This window comes from Pseudomonas sp. MONT-RG-20F-20-E-7-02, assembly GCF_022662395.1.
Taxonomy (GTDB): domain Bacteria; phylum Pseudomonadota; class Gammaproteobacteria; order Pseudomonadales; family Pseudomonadaceae; genus Aquipseudomonas.
In genome coordinates this window covers 18,501-40,263 of record NZ_JAKNQN010000018.1, presented here as the reverse complement: position 1 = coordinate 40,263, position 21,763 = coordinate 18,501, and the positions used below count along the sequence as shown (strand labels likewise).

General features: G+C 55.1%; 20 protein-coding genes. 11 read left to right on the top strand and 9 right to left on the bottom strand.

The window, feature by feature from the left end; genetic code table 11:
• Nucleotides 1–549: 549 nt before the first annotated feature.
• Both L8I05_RS28695 and L8I05_RS28690 read right to left on the bottom strand, forming a co-directional pair.
• Nucleotides 550–1,023, bottom strand: coding sequence for a GNAT family N-acetyltransferase (locus L8I05_RS28695; RefSeq protein WP_242176550.1), 474 nt, complete (start codon nt 1,021–1,023; stop codon nt 550–552).
• Between the two features lie 12 nt (nt 1,024–1,035).
• Entirely contained in the window at nt 1,036–1,470 is a 435-nt protein-coding gene (locus L8I05_RS28690; RefSeq protein WP_242176549.1) for a GNAT family N-acetyltransferase, read from the bottom strand.
• Nucleotides 1,471–1,695: 225 nt separating this feature from the next.
• Here L8I05_RS28690 and L8I05_RS28685 point away from each other — a divergent pair, with 225 nt between their 5' ends.
• The 5 genes from L8I05_RS28685 to L8I05_RS28665 all read left to right on the top strand — a co-directional run bounded on the left by L8I05_RS28685 (nt 1,696) and on the right by L8I05_RS28665 (nt 6,687).
• The gene (locus L8I05_RS28685) at nt 1,696–2,985 is read left to right on the top strand and encodes an NAD(P)/FAD-dependent oxidoreductase (RefSeq protein WP_242176548.1); all 1,290 of its coding nucleotides are present in this window, start codon (nt 1,696–1,698) and stop codon (nt 2,983–2,985) included.
• A 23-nt stretch (nt 2,986–3,008) separates the two neighbouring features.
• On the top strand, nt 3,009–3,419 hold the full coding sequence (locus L8I05_RS28680; protein ID WP_242176547.1) for a RidA family protein: 411 nt from the start codon (nt 3,009–3,011) through the stop codon (nt 3,417–3,419).
• Nucleotides 3,420–3,429: 10 nt separating this feature from the next.
• On the top strand, nt 3,430–4,107 hold the full coding sequence (locus L8I05_RS28675) for a DUF1028 domain-containing protein (RefSeq protein WP_242176546.1): 678 nt from the start codon (nt 3,430–3,432) through the stop codon (nt 4,105–4,107).
• The gene (gene argE, locus L8I05_RS28670) at nt 4,104–5,249 is read left to right on the top strand and encodes an acetylornithine deacetylase (protein ID WP_242176545.1); all 1,146 of its coding nucleotides are present in this window, start codon (nt 4,104–4,106) and stop codon (nt 5,247–5,249) included. Before L8I05_RS28675 ends, argE begins: the two co-directional genes overlap by 4 nt.
• Nucleotides 5,250–5,952: 703 nt before the next feature.
• On the top strand, nt 5,953–6,687 hold the full coding sequence (locus tag L8I05_RS28665) for a type III effector (RefSeq protein ID WP_242176544.1): 735 nt from the start codon (nt 5,953–5,955) through the stop codon (nt 6,685–6,687).
• 383 nt (nt 6,688–7,070) lie between these two features.
• Here L8I05_RS28665 and L8I05_RS28660 read toward each other — a convergent pair whose 3' ends face one another.
• Nucleotides 7,071–7,982, bottom strand: coding sequence for a LysR substrate-binding domain-containing protein (locus tag L8I05_RS28660; RefSeq protein WP_025857480.1), 912 nt, complete (start codon nt 7,980–7,982; stop codon nt 7,071–7,073).
• Nucleotides 7,983–8,232: 250 nt separating this feature from the next.
• On the opposite strand from L8I05_RS28660, the gene L8I05_RS28655 reads away from it, so the two are divergent.
• A complete protein-coding gene (locus L8I05_RS28655) occupies nt 8,233–9,648 on the top strand; it encodes a cytosine permease (protein WP_177015921.1) in 1,416 nt (471 codons plus the stop codon).
• Nucleotides 9,649–9,747: 99 nt separating this feature from the next.
• Here L8I05_RS28655 and L8I05_RS28650 read toward each other — a convergent pair whose 3' ends face one another.
• Both L8I05_RS28650 and L8I05_RS28645 read right to left on the bottom strand, forming a co-directional pair.
• Nucleotides 9,748–10,107: a hypothetical protein gene (locus tag L8I05_RS28650; protein WP_242176543.1), complete on the bottom strand. Its 360-nt coding sequence runs from the start codon at nt 10,105–10,107 to the stop codon at nt 9,748–9,750.
• A 2-nt stretch (nt 10,108–10,109) separates the two neighbouring features.
• On the bottom strand, nt 10,110–11,036 hold the full coding sequence (locus tag L8I05_RS28645) for a hypothetical protein (protein WP_242176542.1): 927 nt from the start codon (nt 11,034–11,036) through the stop codon (nt 10,110–10,112).
• Between the two features lie 510 nt (nt 11,037–11,546).
• Here L8I05_RS28645 and L8I05_RS28640 point away from each other — a divergent pair.
• The 3 genes from L8I05_RS28640 (at nt 11,547) to L8I05_RS28630 (ending at nt 15,884) form a co-directional block, all read left to right on the top strand.
• Nucleotides 11,547–11,912, top strand: a complete 366-nt coding sequence (locus L8I05_RS28640; protein ID WP_242176541.1) for a hypothetical protein — start codon at nt 11,547–11,549, stop codon at nt 11,910–11,912.
• Between the two features lie 278 nt (nt 11,913–12,190).
• A complete protein-coding gene (locus L8I05_RS28635; protein WP_242176540.1) occupies nt 12,191–13,183 on the top strand; it encodes a hypothetical protein in 993 nt (330 codons plus the stop codon).
• 301 nt (nt 13,184–13,484) lie between these two features.
• Nucleotides 13,485–15,884: an SEC-C metal-binding domain-containing protein gene (locus L8I05_RS28630; RefSeq protein WP_242176539.1), complete on the top strand. Its 2,400-nt coding sequence runs from the start codon at nt 13,485–13,487 to the stop codon at nt 15,882–15,884.
• A gap of 179 nt (nt 15,885–16,063) precedes the next feature.
• On the opposite strand, the gene L8I05_RS28625 is transcribed toward L8I05_RS28630, so the two are convergent.
• Complete coding sequence (locus L8I05_RS28625; protein WP_242176538.1) at nt 16,064–17,251, bottom strand: hypothetical protein; 1,188 nt, start codon at nt 17,249–17,251, stop codon at nt 16,064–16,066.
• 629 nt (nt 17,252–17,880) lie between these two features.
• On the opposite strand from L8I05_RS28625, the gene L8I05_RS28620 reads away from it, so the two are divergent.
• A complete protein-coding gene (locus L8I05_RS28620; protein WP_242176537.1) occupies nt 17,881–18,174 on the top strand; it encodes a fructose-bisphosphate aldolase in 294 nt (97 codons plus the stop codon).
• A 66-nt stretch (nt 18,175–18,240) separates the two neighbouring features.
• On the opposite strand, the gene L8I05_RS28615 is transcribed toward L8I05_RS28620, so the two are convergent.
• The 3 genes from L8I05_RS28615 to L8I05_RS28605 form a co-directional block, all read right to left on the bottom strand.
• Complete coding sequence (locus L8I05_RS28615) at nt 18,241–18,750, bottom strand: flavin reductase family protein (RefSeq protein WP_242176536.1); 510 nt, start codon at nt 18,748–18,750, stop codon at nt 18,241–18,243.
• Between the two features lie 96 nt (nt 18,751–18,846).
• Nucleotides 18,847–19,881: a methionine synthase gene (locus tag L8I05_RS28610; RefSeq protein WP_242176535.1), complete on the bottom strand. Its 1,035-nt coding sequence runs from the start codon at nt 19,879–19,881 to the stop codon at nt 18,847–18,849.
• 28 nt (nt 19,882–19,909) lie between these two features.
• Nucleotides 19,910–20,893, bottom strand: coding sequence for a DUF1852 domain-containing protein (locus L8I05_RS28605; RefSeq protein ID WP_242176534.1), 984 nt, complete (start codon nt 20,891–20,893; stop codon nt 19,910–19,912).
• Between the two features lie 251 nt (nt 20,894–21,144).
• On the opposite strand from L8I05_RS28605, the gene L8I05_RS28600 reads away from it, so the two are divergent.
• Nucleotides 21,145–21,636 (top strand): GNAT family N-acetyltransferase, encoded by a 492-nt coding sequence (locus L8I05_RS28600; RefSeq protein WP_242176533.1) that lies wholly within the window; start codon nt 21,145–21,147, stop codon nt 21,634–21,636.
• Nucleotides 21,637–21,763 lie beyond the last annotated feature (127 nt).

Below are 21,763 nucleotides of genomic sequence, written 5' to 3'. Positions count from 1 at the left end.
AGCGGTTGCGCGTGGCCTTCAGCGGCGAGTGAAGACTCAGTGTGGGAGCTGTCGAGCCTTGGCGAGGCTGCGAAGGCGGCGGCACTGTCAGCATAGTTGTTGCCTGACCCACCGCTTTCGCGGCCTCGCTGGAGCTCGACGGCTCCCACAGGGGATGTGCGGTGTTGATTAGATCGGAGGTTGCCGCTTTGAGCGGTTGCGCACGGCCTTCAGCGGCGAGTGAAGATCCAGTGTGGGAGCTGTCGAGCTTTAGCGAGGCTGCGAAGGCGGCGGCGCTGTCAGCATAGTGGTTGCCTGACCCACCGCTTTCGCGGCCTCGCTAAGGCTCGACGGCTCCCACAGGGGATGTGCGGTGTTGATTAGATCGGAGGTTGCCGCTTTGAGCGGTTGCGCACGGCCTTCAGCGGCGAGTGAAGATCCAATGTGGGAGCTGTCGAGCTTTAGCGAGGCTGCGAAGGCGGCGGCACTGTCAGCATAGTGGTTGCCTGACCCACCGCTTTCGCGGCCTCGCTAAAGCTCGACGGCTCCCACAGGGATCGTCTGTGTGAGTCAGATCGCGTTTAGTTGCTTGATCATCGGGATACAGGCCAACTCCAAACCCGATGGCGAGTGATACACCGCCTGCTGATCACCCACATAGCCGCAGGCCCGGTAGAAGCTGGCCGCGTTCAGGGTCGAGTCCAGCACCACCGTTTCAATCGCCAGTTCCCGCGCAATGTTTTCCAGGTGATCCAGCATCGCCTTGCCATAGCCACGCCCGGTGAACGCGGGCAGCACAAACAAGGCACCCACTTCGTTGTTGTCGGGGTCGAGCATGCCGGTGACGACGGGCTCACCGTTCACCCAGCCCAGGTAAAACGGTTTGTCCATCAACGCGCTGTAACCGTCTTCGGCAGCGCCGCGTGTCCACAGCGCCATTTGTTCAGCCGTGTAGGCACCGATGCACTGGCTGCGGATGGCGTCGCGGCGGATGTCAAAGGCGGCGTTGGCGTCGGCGTGTGTGGCCCGTGTGATGCTGAGCATTACGTTCTCCTTTCATGCGTTTTCATTACCCTTTTGGGTGAATGAATAACGGTCGATATCCGTTCGAAGTGTCCAGCCCTGGCCTTGCCAATACTGGGCGGCGTGGGTGTTGGTTTTGAATACATCCAGATGGCATTTATGGATGCCCAGTTGCTCCAACGCAGCCAGGCAACGCTCGACCAGCGCCTGCGCGATGCCCTGGCGGCGATAGTCCGGCAGCACCAGCAGGTGTTGCAAGTAACCGCGACGCCCATCATGGCCGCACATCACGCAGGCGATCACCCGGCCGTCAGCTTCAGCGACAAAGCTCATCTCGGGGTTGCGCGCCAGGTAACGCTCGGTGGCCTCGCGGGAGTCGGCATCGCGCAGGGAAATGCCGGGGGTGTTTTGCATGAGGGCGAGGACGGCGTCGTAGTCGGCTGGGGTCATTACGCGAAGCGCGGGCATGGCAGAAACCTTGTGGGAGCGGGCTTGCCCGCGATGGCGTTGGGTCAGATATGACGCTATCGCCCGGCAGATTGCAATCGCGGGCAAGCCCGCTCTCACCGTTGCTCTGCATCCGATATTTATGCTCTGTTCCCAGCTTAATAATATTTTATTAAAAACCGCCCTCCCCCTAGCCTTGAAGTCATGCCCACGCTGAATCCAACTGCATTACGCAAGGACAGACACATGACCCAAGCAATAACAACAATAGACACGCTGGTAGTCGGCGCCGGCCAGGCTGGCGTGGCCATGAGCGAGCACCTGAGCAAGCAAGGCGTGCCGCACCTGGTGCTGGAACGCAGCCGCATCGCCGAGCGCTGGCGCACCGGCCGCTGGGATTCGCTGGTGGCCAACGGCCCCGCCTGGCATGACCGCTTTCCAGGCCTGGAATTCGATGATGTCGCCGCCGATGGCTTCGCGCCGAAAGAGCGCGTGGCGGATTATTTCGAAGCCTATGCGCGCAAATTCAATGCGCCGATTCGCACCGGCGTGGACGTAACCTCAGTGGTGCGCAACGTCGGCCGCCCAGGCTTTACCGTGCACACCAGCGAAGGTGTGATCGAAGCCAACCGCGTCGTCGCCGCCACCGGACCATTCCAGAAACCGGTGATTCCGGCGATTGCGCCGAAAGACACCGCGCTGCATCAAATCCATTCCGCCGACTACCGCAACCCCGCACAACTGCCCGCCGGTGCCGTGCTGGTGGTGGGCGCCGGTTCTTCGGGCGTGCAAATCGCCGATGAACTGCAGCGCTCCGGGCGCCAGGTGTACCTCTCAGTCGGCGCACACGACCGCCCGCCCCGCGCCTATCGCAACCGCGACTTCTGCTGGTGGCTGGGCGTGTTGGGCGAGTGGGACCAGGCCGCGATGAAACCCGGCCGTGAGCACGTGACCATCGCAGTCAGCGGCGCCCACGGCGGCAAGACCATTGATTTTCGCGAGCTGGCCCAGCAAGGCATGATCCTGGTCGGCCTGACCCAAGCCTTCAACGGCAGCACCGCCACCTTCCAGGCGAACCTGGTGGAAAACCTGGCACGCGGTGACGAAAACTACCTGGCCCTGCTGGACGCCGCGGACGCATACATCGAGCGCAACGGCCTCGACCTGCCGGTGGAGCCCGAAGCGCGCCGCGTATTCCCCGATGCCGAGTGCATCAAACACCCGATCCTGGAGCTGGACCTGACCAAGGCCGGCATCACCTCGATCATCTGGGCCACCGGTTTTGCCGTGGATTACAGCTGGCTGAAAGTCGATGCCTTCGACGCGAACGGCAAGCCGCAACACCAGCGCGGCGTGGCCCCTGAGTCGGGCATCTACTTCCTCGGTTTGCCTTGGCAGTCGCGCCGTGGCTCGTCGTTTATCTGGGGTGTGTGGCACGACGCCAAATACGTCGCCGACCACATCGCCATCCAGCGCCAGTACCTCGAATACCGCGAAGCCGCGCCGCTTGTTCATAAATCGCCCGTCAGTGCCTGACCCCTATTTTCTGGAGTTTTTTGATGCCTACTCACACTCGTATCCGCATGTTCAACACCAAGGAAACCTACCCGAACCAAAGCCTGGACAACGACCTGTGCCAGGCCGTGCGTGCCGGCAATACCGTGTATGTGCGCGGCCAGGTGGGGACTGATTTCGACGGCAACCTGATTGGCCTCGGCGACCCGCGTACCCAAGCCGAGCAGGCGATGAAAAACGTCAAGCAACTGCTGGAAGAGGCAGGTTCCGACCTGAGCCACATCGTCAAAACCACCACTTACCTGATCGACCCGCGCTACCGCGAGCCGGTGTACCAGGAAGTCGGCAAGTGGCTCAAAGGCGTGTTCCCGATCTCCACCGGGTTGGTGGTGTCGGCCCTGGGCCAGCCACAATGGTTGATGGAAATTGACGTGATCGCCGTCATCCCCGAATAAGGAGCCGCACATGACCTTTTCAATCGTCGCGCGTTGCGCAGACACCGGCCAGCTGGGCATTGCCATCAGCTCATCGAGCATCGCCGTGGGCGCCCGCTGCCCGTGGCTGCGCCCCGGTGTGGGCGCGGTCTCGACCCAGAACATCACGCTGCCGGCCCTGGGCCCGGACGTGCTCGACCTGCTCGAACAAGGCCTTGAACCCGCCGCCGCCGTCGACACAGCCCTGACGCGCAACGGCTACAGCCAATACCGGCAACTGACGGCGATTGATCACCTGGGCCGCAGCGTGTATTTCAGCGGCAGCGAGACCCTCGGCACCCACAACGCGGTGTCGGGTGAACAGTGTGTGGCGGCGGGCAATATGCTCGCCGACCGCGCGGTGATCGAGGCGATGGTCAAGGCCTTCGAACACGCCGAAGGCCAACTGGCGGACCGGCTGCTGGCGGCCATGCACGCCGCCATTGCCGCCGGTGGCGAAGCCGGCCCGGTGCATTCTGCCGCCTTGGTGGTGGTGGGCGAACTGACCTGGCCGATCATCAACCTGCGCGTGGATTGGGCCGACGAGAACCCAATCGCCGAACTGCAAAAACTCTGGGACGCCTACCGCCCGCAAGTGCAGGACTACATCGACCGCGCCCTCGCCCCCGACCGCTCCCCCGGCTACGGCGTGGCCGGAGACGAGCGATGAGCAGCAGCCGCGAATTGCTGCAGACGCTGGTGGGGTTTGATACCACCAGCCGCGAGTCCAACCTGCAGTTGATTGAATGCGTGCGCGATTACCTCGCCGGGTTCGGCGTGGCCAGTGAGCTGGTCTACAACGAAGAACGCAGCAAAGCCAACCTGTTTGCCAGCATCGGCCCGGTGGCACTGCCGGGCATTGTGCTGTCGGGGCACACCGATGTGGTGCCGGTGGACGGCCAGCCGTGGACAGTGCCGCCCTTCGCGCTGACCGAGCGCGACGGCAAGCTGTTTGGCCGTGGCACGGCGGACATGAAGGGTTACATCGCCTGTGTACTGGCGCTGGTGCCGGCGCTGGTCCAGGCCACCTTGCGCGTGCCGGTGCATATCGCCCTGTCCTACGACGAAGAAGTCGGTTGCCTGGGCGTGCGCTCTTTGTTGGCGGTGCTGGAGCAGCGGCCGGTGAAACCCATGTTGTGCATCATCGGCGAGCCGACTGAACTGAAGCCGGTGCTAGGCCATAAAGGCAAGCTCGCGATGCGCTGTGATGTGCATGGCGAGGCCTGTCATTCGGCGTATGCGCCCTATGGCGTGAATGCCATCGAACACGCGGCCGAGTTGATCGGTGAACTGGGCCGGATTGGCCAGCGCCTGCGCGAGACGCAAGACCCACGCTTTGACCCGCCGTTCAGCACGGTGCAGACCGGCGTGATTTCGGGAGGCAAGGCGCTGAACATCGTGCCAGCGGATTGCCGGTTTGATTTCGAGATTCGCGCGCTGCCGTCGCAGAATCCAGCCGAGGTGGCTTCAGAACTGCAAGCCTACGCACAGCAACAGGTGCTGCCGCGCATGCAGGCCGTGAGTGCGCAGAGTGCGATTCGGTTTACCGAGTTGTCGGCCTATCCGGGGTTGGTCACCGATGAGCGCAGCCAGGCTGCCGAACTGATTGCGGCGTTCAGCGGTTCCCGGGAATTTGGCACCGTGGCGTTTGGCACCGAGGGTGGGTTGTTTGATGCGGTGGGCATTCCCACGGTGGTGTGTGGGCCTGGGAGCATGGACCAGGGGCATAAGCCGGATGAGTTTGTGAGTGTGGCGCAGCTGGCGGGCTGTGATGCGATGTTGCTGCGCATGCTCGACTCGATTCGCGCTTAAGCCGAGTACCCACTTGCGGCCCTCTGCAAAATGATCGTTCCCACGCTCTGCGTGGGAATGCCGCCAGTGACGCTCCGCGTCCCGCCACTGCCCTCAGCGCAAGCGTGACGCGGAGCGTCTGCGGATGCATTCCCACGCAGAGCGTGGGAACGATCGAATACACATCTACTGTGGGAGCTGGCTTGCCTGCGATAGCGGTGTGTCAGCCAGCACCTCTGCCAACTGACCCACCGCCATCGCAGGCAAGCCAGCTCCCACATTTAGATCTGCGCTCACCCTGGCAGCGCGGTAGTCAGTCGCCCTAATGCAGTACGAACCTGGGCCGCCTATGATGTTCGTTCCCCCGCTCTGCGTGGGAATGCCGCCAGGGGCGCTCCGCGTCCCGCCGTTAACCTCAGCGCAAGCGTGACGCGGAGCGTCTGCGGATGCATTCCCACGCAGAGCGTGGGAACGATCGATGTGGTGGATGATTTATCGCTTTCGCGAGCAAGCCCGCTCCTACAGTTTGGGCCTGTGTTCAGCCCACGTTCACGCCCCTCTGCGCGACAGTTTTGCGCAGCGCATAAGCCCGTTGCGAGGGGCTGAATTGGAACTCGCAACGTGTGTGAAACCACACAGATATCGACTTTCATCTGTGTACGAAAAGCCCAGGCGTTAAGCAGTCCTGTGACTGCCGCATCTTTTCGAAAAAAAGGTATTCCACATGCGAGTAGACACCCCTCCGGCCTCCTTTTTCGGCTCGGACTTCAAAGATTTACTGTTTAACGGCCGCAACCCTTTTGACACCGGCGGCTTGGAGGGCATGAGCAACGCCGAGGTTGCGCGCCATGCAAACGTGAGTTTTACCCCCAATCATGGCGTGCCGACCTATGAGGTCGCCAAGCAGTCCACGGGTGAGATCTTTGCGGGATGGAGCAGCCAAAACAAAGCCCTTAAATATAAAAACTTCCCCTTCATCAAATTCACGCGCACGCCCGCCAAAGAAGAAGGCCGATCAGTGGGCGACAAGTTCCACATCAGCGTCGCGCAAAAGGATATGGCCAAGGCCTTTGAAGTTGTCGGCACGCTTATTAATTCAGAAGACAGCCCGATCAATAGCTGGAAAGCCACCGATGTCAGCCGCGCCGACCCAAGGGACACACGCATATCGCAGGGCGCCCAGTTCACGCTTTATCCCAAACCCGACCGCAAGGATGGCACCTATAGCCCCGAGCACATGGGGAAAATCCAGGCGTTGGTTAAGGCCATCGAGCAGGCGCTGCAAGAGGCAGGCATCAGCAAAAGCGAGCACAAACCCGCCTCCGATGTATCGGCGCCAGCGTGGGGATACGTGTCTTATCGCAATGAAAACCGAAGCGACCGGGTGGGCTCCGAAAGCCAAAGTGCTGCATTGAAACAAGAGCCCTTTTTCCAGCTCATCGCCGGCATTGCGCCCTGACCATACAGGTCAGATGTGGGAGCGGGCTTGATGATCGTTCCCACGCTCTGCATGGGAACGCCGCCAGGGACGCTCCGCGTCACGCCTTTCGACTGTGGGGCTGGCTTGCCTGCGATGGCGGTGTATCAGCCAGCACCTCTGCAACTGACCCACCGCCATCGCAGGCAAGCCAGCTCCCACATTTAGAGCTGCGCTCACCCTGGCAGCGCGGTAGTCAGTCGCCCTCATGCAGTACGAACCTGGGCCGCCTATGATGATCGTTCCCACGCTCTGCGTGGGAATGCCGCCAGGGACGCTCCGCGTCCCGCCATTGACCTCAGCGCAAGCGTGACGCGGAGCGTCAGCGGATGCATTCCCACGCAGAGCGTGGGAACGATCGAGCGCTAGCCCAGCAAACGGGCCAGCTCTTCCCGGCAGTAGTCGACAAACAACTGCACCGGCTTGGTCAGCGGCGCCCGCCGCAACCACACCGCCGAAAGCCCCGACCCGGTCACGGTTTCAGCCAACGGCACACACACCACTTTCTGCCCATCATAGGTGTACTCGGTAAACGGCTTGGTCACCAAAATCGAAAACCCAAACCCGCGCCCGACCATGCCCCGCACCATCTCAATCGACGGCGAGCTGAACACAATATTCGGCGTCAGCCCACGCTCTTCAAAGATGCTCACGAAGTACGTCCGGCTCGGCAGCACATCCAGCAAAATCATCGGCTCCAGCACCAGGTCCGCCAACGAGACCTTGGCCTGCTGCGCAAACCGATGATCCGCCGGCAGCAACGCATACGGCTGCTGCGGCGGCATCAACGGCGTGGTTTCAATCGTGCCGCCCAAGTCATGCTCAAACAGCATCGCCACATCAATACTGCCCGCCGTCAGCGCCTGCACCAGCTCTTGCTGCTCGCCATCGCGAATGCGGATTTCCACCCCCGGCCAGCGCGCCTTGAAGCCGGCAATCAAACGCGGCAAATACAACGGCGCCACCGTCTCAAAGCAGCCGATATCGATCTGCCCCGCCACCACGTCATTGTCAGCCAAGGCGTTTTGCTCGAACTCATGGGCCACCCGCAACAACTCCAGCGCCTTGCGATAAAACCGCGCGCCGCTGGGCGTGAGCGAAACGCCCTGGGCGTGATGGCGGATAAACAGCTGCACGCCAAAGCTGTCTTCCAGCTGCTTGATCGCCGTGGACACCGACGGCTGCGCGATATACAGCTTGCGCGACGCCTCGGCGACGCTGCCGCACTCGGCCGTGGTAACAAAATATCTGAGCTGGCGCAGGTTATACGCGGCCATCGGGACCTCCGAAAACGGGGGACTTCGCCCCAAACACGTGCGTAAAAATCGGCTTTTTCACAATGATTCAAGCACCTGCAACATACCGGAGCAAAAAATCCGGCGAGATACTTTTTTTAAGGTCTATAGCAACAAACTTACTAATTTACCTCCCCGCGCCCATTGCAGATGATCACTCCAACAACAAAGCGCCGCACACGCGTCGCACAGCGAAGTACGTCAACGTACTCACCTTGCCTTGGAGCTCGTCATGGTTACCACTGCAACATCCTCCGCCCCGCTTATCGAAAAACACACGATTGGATACGTGCCCCCGGAAGATCGCCATGGAAAGGTAAGAGACCTGTTCACCCTGTGGTTCGGCGGCAACATCGCGCCGCTGCCGATCGTCACCGGTGCCCTGGGTGTGCAACTGTTCCACTTGAACCTGGTCTGGGGCATCGTCGCCATCCTCGTCGGCCACCTGGTCGGCGGCGTGCTGATGGCGCTGCACTCGGCCCAAGGCCCGCAAATGGGCATCCCGCAAATGATCCAGAGCCGCGCGCAGTTCGGCTCCCTCGGCGCCCTGCTGGTGGTGGTCATCGCCGGCGTCATGTACATCGGCTTCTTCGCCTCCAACATCGTGCTGGCGGGTAAATCCCTGCACGGCGTGGTCGACAGCGTGCCCGTGCCCGTCGGCATCGTCATCGGCGCCATCGGTTCCGGCATCATCGGCATCATCGGCTACCGCTTCATCCACGTGCTCAACCGCATCGGCACCTGGGTGCTCGGCGCCGGCATCGTGCTGGGCTTCGGCTACATCTTCACCCACGTGCAAACCACCGACTTTCTTACCCGTGGCAGCTTCAACATCTCCGGTTGGCTCGCCACCGTGTCCCTCGCCGCGCTGTGGCAAATCGCATTCGCGCCCTACGTGTCGGACTACTCCCGCTACCTGCCGGCCGACGTGCCCGTCGCCTCCACCTTCTGGACCACCTACCTGGGCTCCGCCCTCGGCTCCAGCCTGGCCTTCATCTTCGGCGCCGTCGCCGTGCTCGCCACCCCAGTCGGCATGGACACCATGGACGCCGTCAAACTCGCCACCGGCGCCATCGGCCCGCTGATGCTCGTGCTGTTTTTGCTCAGCGTGATCAGCCACAACGCCCTCAACCTCTACGGCGCGGTACTGTCGATCATCACCCTGGTACAGACCTTCGCCTACCGCTGGATCCCCACCGCCAAAAGCCGCGCAGTGATCTCCATCCTCGTACTCGCCGCCTGCGCCATCGCAGCCGTCTTCGCCTCCAAAGACTTCATCGGCCACTTCGTCGACATGGTGCTGGTGTTGCTCGTGGTGCTGGTGCCGTGGACGGCGATCAACCTGATCGACTTCTACGCGATCCACAAAGGCAAATACGACATCGCCTCGATCTTTCGCGTCGATGGCGGCATCTACGGCAAGTACAACCCACAGGCGCTGCTGGCGTACGCAGTGGGGATTGCGGTGCAGATTCCGTTTATGAACACACCGCTGTATGTGGGGCCGATTTCGGAACACATTAACGGCGCGGACTTGTCCTGGGTGGTGGGGTTGGTGGTGACGTCGCCGTTGTATTTTTGGTTGGCGAGTCGGGACAGTGCGTATAAGCGCAGGATGGATGGGGGGAAGTTGGTTAACGGAGTTTGAGGTAGCTGAATGTAGTGATTTGATCCTGATGTTTTGAACCACCCATATCCTGGTTTTGCGGCCGGGGTTTGGGTGGTTTTTCAGTTTGGGGCGGGCGGTTTAGTTTTCTATCAAGAGCCAACTGATACACATGACGGTGACGGATGTGAAAGCAATCAGTGTCGGTATGACCATCCAGCACTTGAGACGCCGTGGAATTTTATCAACGTCCTCGACCCGTACTAAACGCCTCCACTGGAGTACTTTGGGCATAAGAATGATGGTAGCCATGGCGAATACACGCACCTGTCGGCCTTCAAATGGAGCATTTCGAAAAATGCGCCTGTGCATGTTTACGTAGTCGCTTTGTTCCACATAGCGCTCTGCTGCATCTAGCTTTTTGAACATGACACAAAAAGTGAGAGGAATGCTGAGTAGCGCGATGACGCACGCGCACATGCCGATGTATTCGAAGACCATTTTTAATTCCTCACAGTCTCATAGAGAAGTTTCCCACTACTTTCTCCGAAAGCGCTTCCGGCTTTTCCTCCAACGAGCGCGCCTGCGGCACCGCCAACGATGGCACATGCCAATGCTCCGACGCCCACTGTAGGTATGCCAAAAACAATCGCACAGGCGCCTACACCAAGACCGGCTCCTAAGCTACCGCCCAAGGAGGCAACGCCGACTCCTGCTACTAACTTCCCCCCTTCAACATACTTCGCCTGCGTACACTCTTGCTCTCGCCCTGTGGTACACGCCTCCGTTATCTCCAACGCCGTCGCCCCCACATCAAGCGCAATACCAATGTAAGTCCCCTTCTTCAACATCTGCGAAGCCTTGGCTAATCGCTTGACCCGCTCCTCATACCCACTGATTTCTCCGTGGTGCCAGTAGCTTTTACTCGAAATCCCCAGCATTTTTTTAATCGACCCTTCGTTTCTCAGCCCCGTACCAAAACGCGCCATCCCCGAAATTTGAGTATCCAACCTTGCAAACAACGCCCTACGCTTAACCAGAAACTCCTCCCTCGCCGCCGTGGTGCCCTTCCTCAAATACTGCTTATGCAAATCCTCGATTTCCATAAGGGTCTTCTCGACCTGCGCCAGATGCTTGCTCCAGGCACTGCTGGCACTGCCAATGCCAACGGACGAATAGGTCAAGATGGCCTGCAACTGATCATAGTTTTTGACCAGGAACTCGTCGGTTGCGGAGTACGCCAAGAGGGCGAGTTTTATATTCAGCGCCGAGCGCATCAGCTGTGCCTCTTCAGCGGTGCAAGCGGCGGTTCGGCTATCCCCGATAATCACTAATTGCCCAGGCAACACCAGCGTATTGCGGATGTGCTGGTTGAGAGTGTCGAATTTGGCCTGTGTATGCGGATCAAGCGCCAGGCTCAGTTTGAGCAAGGGGTAAGGCTGCGGTCGTTCATTTATAAATGCGTAGGGTCCCTGCACGCGTGCACCTCCAAGTGACTGAGGCGCACGACTATAAGAAGGCGCTACAGCGCAGGTAAGACGCGTATAGGGGTGGTTTTAACGTTTCAGAAATGGACTACTTCAGTCTAGGTGCATGCCTACGCACCGGGCGTTTCGGGGTGTTTCATTGGCATAGTCATGAGGAGCTAACGGCAGAGAGCGGGCGGATGAAATTAGGGGAAGGGACGATGGATAACCACCGCCAAAAGCCGCGCGGTGATCTCCATCCTCTTATTGGCAGCCTGCCCCTTTATCGTGGCTTTACTGCTGGGGCGTGGGTGTTTTTTCTTTTTTGGATGGGCTGCGAAATTGAGTGCCGTGCGAGCGGCACGCGAGTTCGTGCGCTGTTGGCCATGAGCAGACTTGTAGTAAAAAACTGCCCGTTATTCCAGAGCCTAGGACAGAATGAGATCTTCCTCAGACTATTCGGCCTTGCACACCATGGACGACTTTCGTTTCACACCGGAACAGGTGGCCTCGCGATCTGGTAGTGCTCAGGTCGATAAAGATGTGAGGCACTGGTTAGTGGGGCTTCCCATCACTGAGAGGCTCGATTTTCTAAAGCAACTGTGGCCACTGAACTACCGGTACACACTCAAACTGCTCCAGGCTGCACAGCTACCTAGGCAGGAAAACGAGGATATGTTCAGGCACTGGCTACGTGCTGGCCAACACAATACAGCTCAGGAACTCATCAAGCGGTTGGAGCCGGTTTTGGGGGAGAGAAGGTTTTGGCAGATTGCTTCGCGGGAGGTGGTTACGCCGGCAATGTGGGAGTTCTTGAATTACATGGTGGTGGGCGACTGAGGTCTCAATCCGACGAAAAATAAACCGTTAGCCTTTTCTAGTAGATTTTTCGGGGCACCGACCAGCGATGGCCATCGTTTTTTGCGGGTTGATTTTTGGCCTTGGTGAAAGGCAGAAAACGGCCAATAGGGGACATTCAACTCAGGGGCAGATTCCGACAAGGCCATTCTGATGGAGAGTTACAAAATCTGGGGCACTTCATTTCAATGAAGTGAGCTGTTCACCTGCCTCGCTCAAATGAGTACTATCAGAAAAATGTTCATTTGGAATCTGCGGTTATGGCAAGGCGAAAAATTAGGGACGCCGCACGCATTCAAAAAATCAGAAAAAATGCACCCTTCGACCTGTCAGTGATTACAGCGGAATACCCGCAATTTTCACAACTTCTTGCTGTGGCTGTGGGGCAGCTCAATGAACTGCCAGATTTTTCTGATGACGAAAAAATTGCTGTGATGTCCGACTTCGGTGGTGAGCATCCGGGCGCGCACTTTCACACCTATTCGTTTCTGATCTTAGCTTATAACAAAATCGGTCCGTTTATTGAGAATCTTGAAAAACTAAGACAAAAACATAGCTTATTAAACCCTTATAGCGAGTTTGCATTCAAGGACTTGGGTTATGGACCAAGGAGCCGAGCTTTACCCGAGTTTCTTCATCTTGTAGACAACCTTATCCATGGCGCAATTATTACGATCGCTATCGACAAGCAAATCGACACAGTTTTTGGTGTTTCAAAAAAGCATGCGTATGAGCTAATCGAGGACCAACTTTTTTCGATGGATCTAGGTAAATGGAGAGGGGCGGCAGGAGAAAAAGTCCTCCGTGTTTGTCATTCAATTGCCTTGTTTACCGCTCTAACTACGAGGGAAAATCAACGCCTGCTTTGGTATTGTGACAACGACGCTATCAACGAAAACGCTCGGGACAGAGATTTCGCGGATACACAGCAAATATTTCTCCGGACGCTTAGTATGTATTCGAAGCATAAATTTGATCTCGTTGGATTCGGCAAGTCATTCGATGGAAAGTCTCACTTGGATGACCTGCTGAGCATTCCAGATTTTGCTGCTGGAGTCGTTCAGGATCTCCTTAAGTCCCATAAAACCGGCGATGACAATATTCCTGGAGGAGCGGAGAAGGTAGAATTACTGAAATGGATGGCAACAAAAAGTAAATATTTATCAAAAATAACGATTCAAATTAGCAAACTTACTAGCGGCGAACTCGGTTGCGGGGTTGTCGATTTTTCGCCGGCTGAGCAGAGTGGCTGAAATATAAATCTAGTATTCCAGAGGTTAGCGCGGTTTGACGTAATTGCACAGAATGGAAAGTTGGCCCATAGCCGCTATTTACGAGGGGCAGCTAATGGCAGATCGCGGTAGCTTACGAGGTGAATAATTTCGATTATGGTTGACTATCCTTCCATAAAGTATGGAATCAGCTATTGCCTAAGCGTAAAAAATTTGATTACTCTTACGCATCAGCATCAGCATCAATCCCATTTCAGATTCTAAAATTTTTAGATACCTTAATCGAGAGAATAAAACTAATTTATAGTTAAAGGTGACTTTAATGAACAAAACCAGGGACAATCATTATGTCGCACAATGGTATCAAAAAGGTTTTTTGCATTCGCGAGATAATCAGCTCTGCTTTCTAAAGCGTCGTGACATCGACCTGAAAAATGGTGAGATCAAGACGGTCTACTCCAAGAAGTGGCATACGTCCGCTCAAGAATTCTACAAAGTAGATCTCTACTCGACATTTTTCGGCACCGATGTTAATGACGATATTGAGCAAAAATTATTTGGCCCCATTGATGATAACGGCTCTAAAGCTGTTCGAGCATTCCTGACTGACGATCAATCTCAATGGCATCATAATTTTCAGAATTTATTCATTTATCTTGATGCGCAAAAACTACGAACTCCAAAAGGTTTGGACTGGATTAGAAGTAAATATCCAGAGCTCAGTCAGTCGCAACTAATGATGGAAATGCAATCGTTGCGCTCAATACACTGCACTTTATGGGCGGAAGGCGTCCGGGAGCTAGTTTCTGCTGAAGATTCTGATGTTAAGTTTATCGTATCGGACCATCCCGTCACGATCTACAACCATAGATGTCCTCCTGAATCTAAGTTATGCGAATACCCCAACGACCCGGATATTTCTTTAAAGGGCTCACAAACAATAATTCCACTGGATAAGAATCGCTGCTTAATTCTAACGAATGTTGAATATGCCAAAGATCCTGGCAACGTCAATCCGCTTGCGCAACGAACCAATGCCACCCGCGCTCGCCAAAGCATGGTCAACACCATTGAGTTTATTAACTCTCGCAGGCTGACAGCAGGTGAGGTTGCCCAGATTAATCACGTAATCAAGAGTAGAGCCCAATCCTCTGTAGCTGCTGGAGCGGAGGAATGGCTTCACCCTGAAAACGGTTTGACTTGTGATTGGACTGACATAAAGCACGTTCTTTTGCCTCCAGCTGACAAACTGTACAAATTTGGCGGGGAAATGTATGCCGAATTTGAAAGTGGCGCCGTTCATTATCAGGATGCGTTTGGTCGAACAACACCACAAAACGAGTTTCTGAACAAGAATATTGATGAGACTCAAATTGGACGCAACGATCTTTGTGGCTGTGGTAGTGGACAAAAGTATAAAAATTGCTGTCGAAACGTTCCCGTTGATCTGCGAACCACTTGGGAAGTGGCAAGTATTCGAGAGAAAAATCTTGCATTTTGCAACTGCATTCGCGATGTTCTTGGTTTCAATAGTGGTAAAACGTGGGTGGACGTCCGACGCGAGCTATCTGATATCCAGATATCCAGAATTTATGATTTTTACTCTAGCTTATGGCCTCGTGAAACCGATATTTATTCGTTGCTTCCAAAATCCGATGGAAAATTCCGAGGTCTTTATACAGGGCCATTAGATGTTCGAGTTATTAGTGTGCATGCACTGCCCGTGGCATCTCTATTTGACGAACTTCTAATAGAGTCACCAATAACCAACCCTAATAATATCAAGCCAGAACTTAGTCCTACTAAATCGCCACAAAAATACAGGTATCAGGCATTAAAGGAGTTTCTGTTCATGCTTGAGTTGGAGCCGCTTATAGGGCTCGGCCTGGTAAATCTTATCCCTAGCCCAGTAGAGTTCGACCTCGATCTAATGAGAGCCATGATGGAAATGGCTATCGAGCGATCTCAGGATCGTACTAAAGATATACTTTGCGAACAAGACCAACTTTTACATTACACTTTAGCGATCGAGGACTTTTTAAATACGATAGCAATGATGCCTAAAGACGCAAAAATTAAAGCACTAGTTGATCAGTTTGGATTAACTGTAAATGATGCAGCAGAAGCCGTTTCCGAATTGGAACACCATGCAGAAGCCTCTCCACTAGTGATGTTGCGGCAGATGAATTCTGGTGAAAGTGGTCAGTTTATCCAATTTAGGATGGGGCCTAATTATGAAATGGCACTGTTTGTGGCGCAAGTAACTGGTTCGGTATTGGTTACGGACAGTGGCTCGAGATGGCGAGAGCTTGGTACATCACAGCATCGAAACCAAGGAATTATCAACTACCCTTGGAACAAAGTTTTAGATGAATTAAGCTCGATCCCTATTGATTACCAACTCCTAAGAACATTCCAAAAATCTCAACATCAATTTTCTGTAGCTAGAAATTTTATGAAATCTGCAGATCTTATGATTTTGAATGATGATCGAAATGCCGCCAAACTGACTATATTGGCTAATCAAGCTAAAAACATTATTGGTCAACTTGGGCAAGCTACTAACCAAATAGCGACTAGTACATTGGAGATATTATGTCCTGAGGGTGGGTTTTATGATGCTTATGTCCAACGTTTATTAGCTCGATCTAGCTGTACGAAATACGATCATCAGGTCAGATCAGTCTATGGTATTGCTCTTACAAGTCGCAATGCTTTGTAAGATAGTTTATTAGCGTTGTGCGAGTGACTGCTGGTGGCCGATTGCTACCCTTTGCGACAGGCAGCAATCGGACAACAGTAGAAGGGGACGGATTTAATCAAATAGATCGATCCCCTCTTTTACTCGATCTACCGACCGCGTTCCGCTTGGTGCTGAATCCGCCTACTACGAGCTAGAGCTCATTTTAGTTGCGAAACCCTTGAAAGATAAGCGATAGAAGGGCTGGCGGCCCGTACGGCTTGCCGTTTTTCAGCACGAGAGTCCAGCACGTGCGCCAGGCTTGAGTGAGCAACTCCACTTAACGCGCCCGTAAGCACGCCCATTGGCCCCCCGAGGAGATACTCATAAAGAAGTGCTGCCGAAGTACCGGTTGCAAATGTGAGACTAAGTCCTTTAAACAAGTTCGGCCAAAGTTTGTCCCGAGCAGCGCCGATAGCTGCTTGGTACTCTCTGACTTCTTTTGAAATCTCCAGACTCAATGCTGTTTGGCTACGGGATATTTCGGCATAGGAAGTCGTATGGGATATCTGTATAAGGCGGGCGGTCAATTCATTGACGAGTGCGGCACGATCACCACGCGTGTTCTCGCGGAAGCGAAGAATTTTATCAAAACTCGCGGATTCCAGCGCCTGACGCGGCATGAGCGACTCAAGAAGCTTAACGGCGGTGCTGGTCGCTGATTGGGACAATTGGGTGGAAACTGGATCCGTCCATTCGCTATCGGGCGTCAAAACGCGGGTTGCTTTGCGCAACAGTAGTCTGTGATGCAACTCGCTGTCAGTAATGGGAGACAGCCCCAGATCCGCCGCCGCCGCCAAATGAAAATTTAAGGTTGCCGCAGAGCCCGCTGCGTATGACAAGGTCCACGCGTAATGGTCGTCTGCCTCGTTAATAAGATGTTCTCCTACTGTGTCGGTAGCCAAAAAATGGCGAAATTCCATCGGAATTTTCTGTGAAAACATCTGCCAAGTCGGCTGTTGTGTGTCGGCTTGTCTTTGGTGCGGCAGGCCGAACACAGATGGATTGCTTGCCATTTTGCACCACAACGGATCCTGAAGATCACTGATAGCCGCAAGGGACGTCTCTGGTCTCTTAAAAGCAGCAAGGCTTTGCGGATCAACGATGGATAGCGCCCCTTCCTGCTCTAGAATTTTGAGGTCATGCTCCAAAACCCGATATTTGGAAAACCGTGGATCCTCATTAGTTTCAAGGTTCCGGAACAGTCCGGCGCGCCATTCCGCGTCTTTGACGGGTTCCAGAAAAGTCACACCGTCGAACACCAGCATCAATTGTTTCAGCGCACAGCTGTCCATGCAGCGTGAGAAAGGATAATAGAGTCCCTGTAGTAACGTGCTGTCGCCGCTCATAATCCATTATGCCTTGTGGTATCGATTGGCAATGATATCAACCAATACACGTAATAAGTGAATCGTCCCTCATTTTCTGAGCATTGCGAGATACCCTTATTGGCCGTTCTCTGACGCTCACGTTCAACGCTTCTCGGTTATCGAAAGCCCTTACACTAGGCAGCAATCGGCAGCTTTCTGCCCGCAATGTGCACAAGCCAGCTGGTAAAAACCGATGCAGAGAACTAACTAGATCGACGGTAAATGGCTGAGAAGGCCTTTGATTTTCCCCAAAGGCTCCTAAAACCCGGTCGGAAATGTCTCCTATGCTCGAAAGACGCATCCACTATGAAACCCCTCGAGCACGTATCTATCGCCTTTAAAAATAAGGTGTAGAGCACTTAACCGTAGTTATAACCGGGCGCCCGAACAGTCATCGCTTCCACGACCCTTCCTTACGACCACAACCCCCTCCATTGCCTCACCAAATTCCCCCCTCTATAGTCCACCCCGTCGCCAGCCTGACCGGCGATGGGATTCGCAGCCCTAAAAAAGAATTACCCAAAACCCGTTAAACCCGACAGAACCGATTCCCGGTAATGCCTGTTCTACGGCTACTCAATACTTTTTCTTTCTTAGGGATTTCCACCTTGAAAACTCAACACCCACCCCGCCGCTTCACCCCCATGTCCCAAACCGCAACCGACTACCCCGTCCTCCTCATCGACAGCGACGCCCCGCTCCACGAGCTTCACGCCTGCGCCAGCGAGCGCCTGAACGCTGCCCTCGCCTACCTGCACTTGATGGCTTGTTCCAACGTATCCGACTACGCCGAGCACGACATCAATACCGTCGCCAACACCGCTCGGATCATGGTCCAGGATGTGGCGGATGTGTTTACGGTGATGGAGCGGCGGGGGTTTGATGTGGCTGCTGTGAGTTGATGTGATGTGAGCTGTGAGGAAACCCGCTTTGGCGGGTTTTCTAGTCTCTGGGCCTTGCTGGACCGCTCAACCCACGCCATCGGCGGCGAGGTTGCAATATTGCCCTTTGAAGTACAGCAATGGCTGCGTAGCCGCCGTGTCTTGCAGGCTTAGCGCTTTGACTTCGCCAATGACGATCAGGTGGTCACCTGCGGCATGTTCGGCGTGGATTTCGCAGTCGAGCCAGTGCAGGCTGCCGGCGATGATGGGGTTGCCGAGTGGCGATTGTTGCCAGTCGACGCCGTGCCATTTGTCGCTGCCTCGTCGGGCGAATTGGTTGGAGATTTTGACTTGTTCACCGGAGAGGATGTTGACGACAAAGCGGCCGGCCTGGCGGATTTTGGGGTAGCTGGCCGAGGTGGACATGACGCTGAATGACACCAGTGGCGGGCTCATGGACACGCTGTAGAACGACTGGCAGGTGAAGCCGATCGGTTCGCCCTCCAGGTGCGAGGTGATCACGGTGATGCCGGAGGCGTAGTGCCCGAGCGCTTCGCGAAAGTGCAGGGGCTCGATGGCAGTACTGGGAAGTGACATGGTAAGTCCTGGCTATGGGGTGCAGGTTGAGGGCTTGAAGCGGTGAGGTTTTAATCCACCGCCTCACGCTCCCTGCGCAGCTCTTTTGAGGTGGGCTCAGCGCTGGTTCAAGAGTTCGCGGCGGACGATGTCTGCGCCGGCACTTAACGCGTTCAGTTTGCCTCTGGCGACGCCACGGGATAACGGCGCCATGCCGCAGTTGGTGCACGGGTAGAGTTTGTCGGCGTCTACAAACTGCAGTGCCTTGCGCAGGGTGTTGGCGACTTCCTCGGGGGTTTCGATGGTGTTGGAGGCCACGTCGATGGCGCCGACCATCACTTTTTTACCGCGGATGAGTTCAATCAGGTCCATCGGCACATGGGAGTTGTGGCATTCCAGCGAGACGATGTCGATGCTGGATTTTTGCAGCTTGGGGAAGGCTTCTTCGTATTGCCGCCACTCAGAACCGAGGGTCTTTTTCCAGTCGGTATTGGCTTTGATGCCGTAGCCATAGCAAATGTGCACAGCCGTTTCACACTTGAGGCCTTCGATGGCCCTTTCCAGGGTGGCGACGCCCCACTCGTTCACTTCATCAAAGAAGACGTTAAAGGCAGGCTCGTCAAACTGGATGATATCCACGCCTGCCGCTTCGAGTTCGCGGGCTTCCTGGTTGAGAATCTTGGCGAATTCCCAGGCGAGTTTTTCGCGACTTTTGTAATGGGCGTCGTAAAGCGTGTCGATCATGGTCATTGGGCCTGGCAACGCCCACTTGATCGGTTGATCGGTTTGCTGACGCAGAAACTTGGCGTCTTCAACAAACACGGGCTTTTGGCGACTCACCGAACCGACGACGGTTGGGACGCTTGCATCGTAGCGATCACGAATTCTGACGGTTTCGCGTTTCTCGAAATCAACGCCGCTGAGGTGTTCGATAAAGGTGGTAACAAAGTGCTGACGCGTTTGCTCGCCATCACTGACGATATCAATCCCGGCGTGTTGTTGTTCTTGCAAGGCTAAACGCAGCGCATCCTGTTTGCCTTCAATCAATTCTTCGTCTTGCAGTTTCCACGGTGACCACAGTGTTTCGGGCTGCGCAAGCCAGGCGGGTTTAGGCAAGCTGCCGGCAGTGGACGTGGGTAGTAACTTTTTCATAACAGATGACCTTGTATTTTTTGATGCGTCAAAGCGCGTAATGAGCGGACCACTGTTCAAGAACAGCCTGGTAAGGTTTGATAAAGTTCTGCTCTACAAACTGCCCCTGCTCGATCGCCAGGCGGTTACGTTCTTCTCGGTCATAAACAATGCGCGTTAATGAATAGTCCTGGTGCTGCAAGCTGGGCTGATAGGATTTACCGGCTGCGGAGTTTGCGTTATAGATCTCTGGGCGGTAGATCTTCTGGAAAGTGTCCATGGTGCTGATGGTGCTGATCAGCTCAAGGTTGGTGTAATCACCGAGCAAATCACCGGAAAAATAGAACGCCAACGGCGCAACGCTGTTGGGCGGCATGAAGTAGCGCACTTTCAGGCCCATCTTGTTGAAGTATTCGTCCGTCAGCGAGTATTCATCTTGCTGGTATTCAACGCCCAGTACAGGGTGCTGGTTTTCGGTTCGATGGTAGACCTTGCTGCTCGACACGCTCAGGCATATCACCGGCGGCTTACTGAAATTGGCTTTGTAAGTGCTTGAATTCACAAAACACTTGAACAGCTTTGCGTGCAGCTCGCCAAAATTGTCGGGTGTGCTGAATTCGGGGCGGCCTTTGTTGTGGCCCAACAACAGCACACTGAAATCATAGTCCCGCACGTAGGAAGAGAAGTTATTGCCGACAATACCGTCAATACGCTCGTTGGTTTTTTGATCAACGATATTGGTTTTGAGTATTTCGATTAAAGGGATGGGATTACCCTTTTCATCAGCATCAATTTTCATCTCGACGGAAATAATTTCGAGCTCGACAGCATAACGATCGCCTTTGGGGTTATCCCAATGCGCCAGGGCATTGAAGCGATTGTCGATCATCTTTAAGGTATTGCGCAGGTTTTGCTGGCGACTTTGGCCCCGCGCCAAATTGGCAAAGTTGGTGGTAATGCGCGTATTTTCGGAGGGGTGATAATCCTCATCGAAACGAATGCGCTTGATCGCAAATGCAAATTCGTTATTCATTTTAATCTGACACTCTGATTCCTGAGATAAAGCCCGACGCCACGCCTTGATCTCGATGATATTTATAAGAACTATAATTAAGACGTATTGTAGGCAGCGACATTGCTTGAGAGAAAATGAATTGATTTCACTAACTCGTTAGCCCTACTCATGATGGATAAAGCGTACCGCTCCGACTGTGGAAGCCGCTGGCGGTGCCCTCTACCGATGCCTATCATGTGGCCCTTCGTTTAACGCACCAGGAAACGCCCATGCCCGCCCTCACCTTCCGTAACGCCCTCCCCGCCGACGCCGCGCGCTGCTTTGAAATCGAGATCACTGCCTACGAAGGCGACGAAGCCGCGACCCTGGAAAAGATCGCCACGCGTATCGCGCAGTACCCCGAGGGCTTTTTGATTCTGGAAGCGGATGGCGCGGTGGTGGGCTTTATCAACTGCGGCTGCGCCCATCAGGTGGTGATGTCGGATGAGGCGTTCAAGGAGTTGGTGGGGCATTCGGCCGAGGCGCCGAATGTGGTGATCATGTCGGTGGTGGTCGACCCGGCGCACCAGGGCAAGGGTTATTCCAGGCTGTTGATGACGGAGTTTGTGCAGCGCATGCAGGCCATGGGCAAGCAGACGATTCATTTGATGTGCAAGGAGCAGCACGTGCCGTTGTACACCCGCATGGGTTACACCTATGTGCAGCCTTCGCCGTCGGATCATGGCGGGATGGCGTGGCATGAGATGGTGATGGCGCTTTAACCGATTCAAGTGCTCAGCGCCTTTGTGTGTCGGGATTTGTGACGGTAGCACGGCGCTCAAAGGGCTACTGTATTTCAGCACGTAAGAACCTTGTCGCTCGGGCCAACCTCTGGTGATTAACGTGAAA

What these genes read in the sequence shown, in the direction of transcription:
- L8I05_RS28630 (WP_242176539.1), top strand. Translation starts at nt 13,485, where the DNA reads ATGAACAAAACCAGGGACAATCATTATGTCGCACAATGGTATCAAAAA.
- argE (WP_242176545.1), top strand. Translation starts at nt 4,104, where the DNA reads ATGAGCAGCAGCCGCGAATTGCTGCAGACGCTGGTGGGGTTTGATACC.
- L8I05_RS28615 (WP_242176536.1), bottom strand. Translation starts at nt 18,750, where the DNA reads ATGTCACTTCCCAGTACTGCCATCGAGCCCCTGCACTTTCGCGAAGCG.
- L8I05_RS28685 (WP_242176548.1), top strand. Translation starts at nt 1,696, where the DNA reads ATGACCCAAGCAATAACAACAATAGACACGCTGGTAGTCGGCGCCGGC.
- L8I05_RS28680 (WP_242176547.1), top strand. Translation starts at nt 3,009, where the DNA reads ATGCCTACTCACACTCGTATCCGCATGTTCAACACCAAGGAAACCTAC.
- L8I05_RS28665 (WP_242176544.1), top strand. Translation starts at nt 5,953, where the DNA reads ATGCGAGTAGACACCCCTCCGGCCTCCTTTTTCGGCTCGGACTTCAAA.
- L8I05_RS28610 (WP_242176535.1), bottom strand. Translation starts at nt 19,881, where the DNA reads ATGAAAAAGTTACTACCCACGTCCACTGCCGGCAGCTTGCCTAAACCC.
- L8I05_RS28605 (WP_242176534.1), bottom strand. Translation starts at nt 20,893, where the DNA reads ATGAATAACGAATTTGCATTTGCGATCAAGCGCATTCGTTTCGATGAG.
- L8I05_RS28675 (WP_242176546.1), top strand. Translation starts at nt 3,430, where the DNA reads ATGACCTTTTCAATCGTCGCGCGTTGCGCAGACACCGGCCAGCTGGGC.
- L8I05_RS28635 (WP_242176540.1), top strand. Translation starts at nt 12,191, where the DNA reads ATGGCAAGGCGAAAAATTAGGGACGCCGCACGCATTCAAAAAATCAGA.
- L8I05_RS28660 (WP_025857480.1), bottom strand. Translation starts at nt 7,982, where the DNA reads ATGGCCGCGTATAACCTGCGCCAGCTCAGATATTTTGTTACCACGGCC.
- L8I05_RS28625 (WP_242176538.1), bottom strand. Translation starts at nt 17,251, where the DNA reads ATGAGCGGCGACAGCACGTTACTACAGGGACTCTATTATCCTTTCTCA.
- L8I05_RS28655 (WP_177015921.1), top strand. Translation starts at nt 8,233, where the DNA reads ATGGTTACCACTGCAACATCCTCCGCCCCGCTTATCGAAAAACACACG.
- L8I05_RS28600 (WP_242176533.1), top strand. Translation starts at nt 21,145, where the DNA reads ATGCCCGCCCTCACCTTCCGTAACGCCCTCCCCGCCGACGCCGCGCGC.
- L8I05_RS28650 (WP_242176543.1), bottom strand. Translation starts at nt 10,107, where the DNA reads ATGGTCTTCGAATACATCGGCATGTGCGCGTGCGTCATCGCGCTACTC.
- L8I05_RS28690 (WP_242176549.1), bottom strand. Translation starts at nt 1,470, where the DNA reads ATGCCCGCGCTTCGCGTAATGACCCCAGCCGACTACGACGCCGTCCTC.
- L8I05_RS28640 (WP_242176541.1), top strand. Translation starts at nt 11,547, where the DNA reads ATGGACGACTTTCGTTTCACACCGGAACAGGTGGCCTCGCGATCTGGT.
- L8I05_RS28695 (WP_242176550.1), bottom strand. Translation starts at nt 1,023, where the DNA reads ATGCTCAGCATCACACGGGCCACACACGCCGACGCCAACGCCGCCTTT.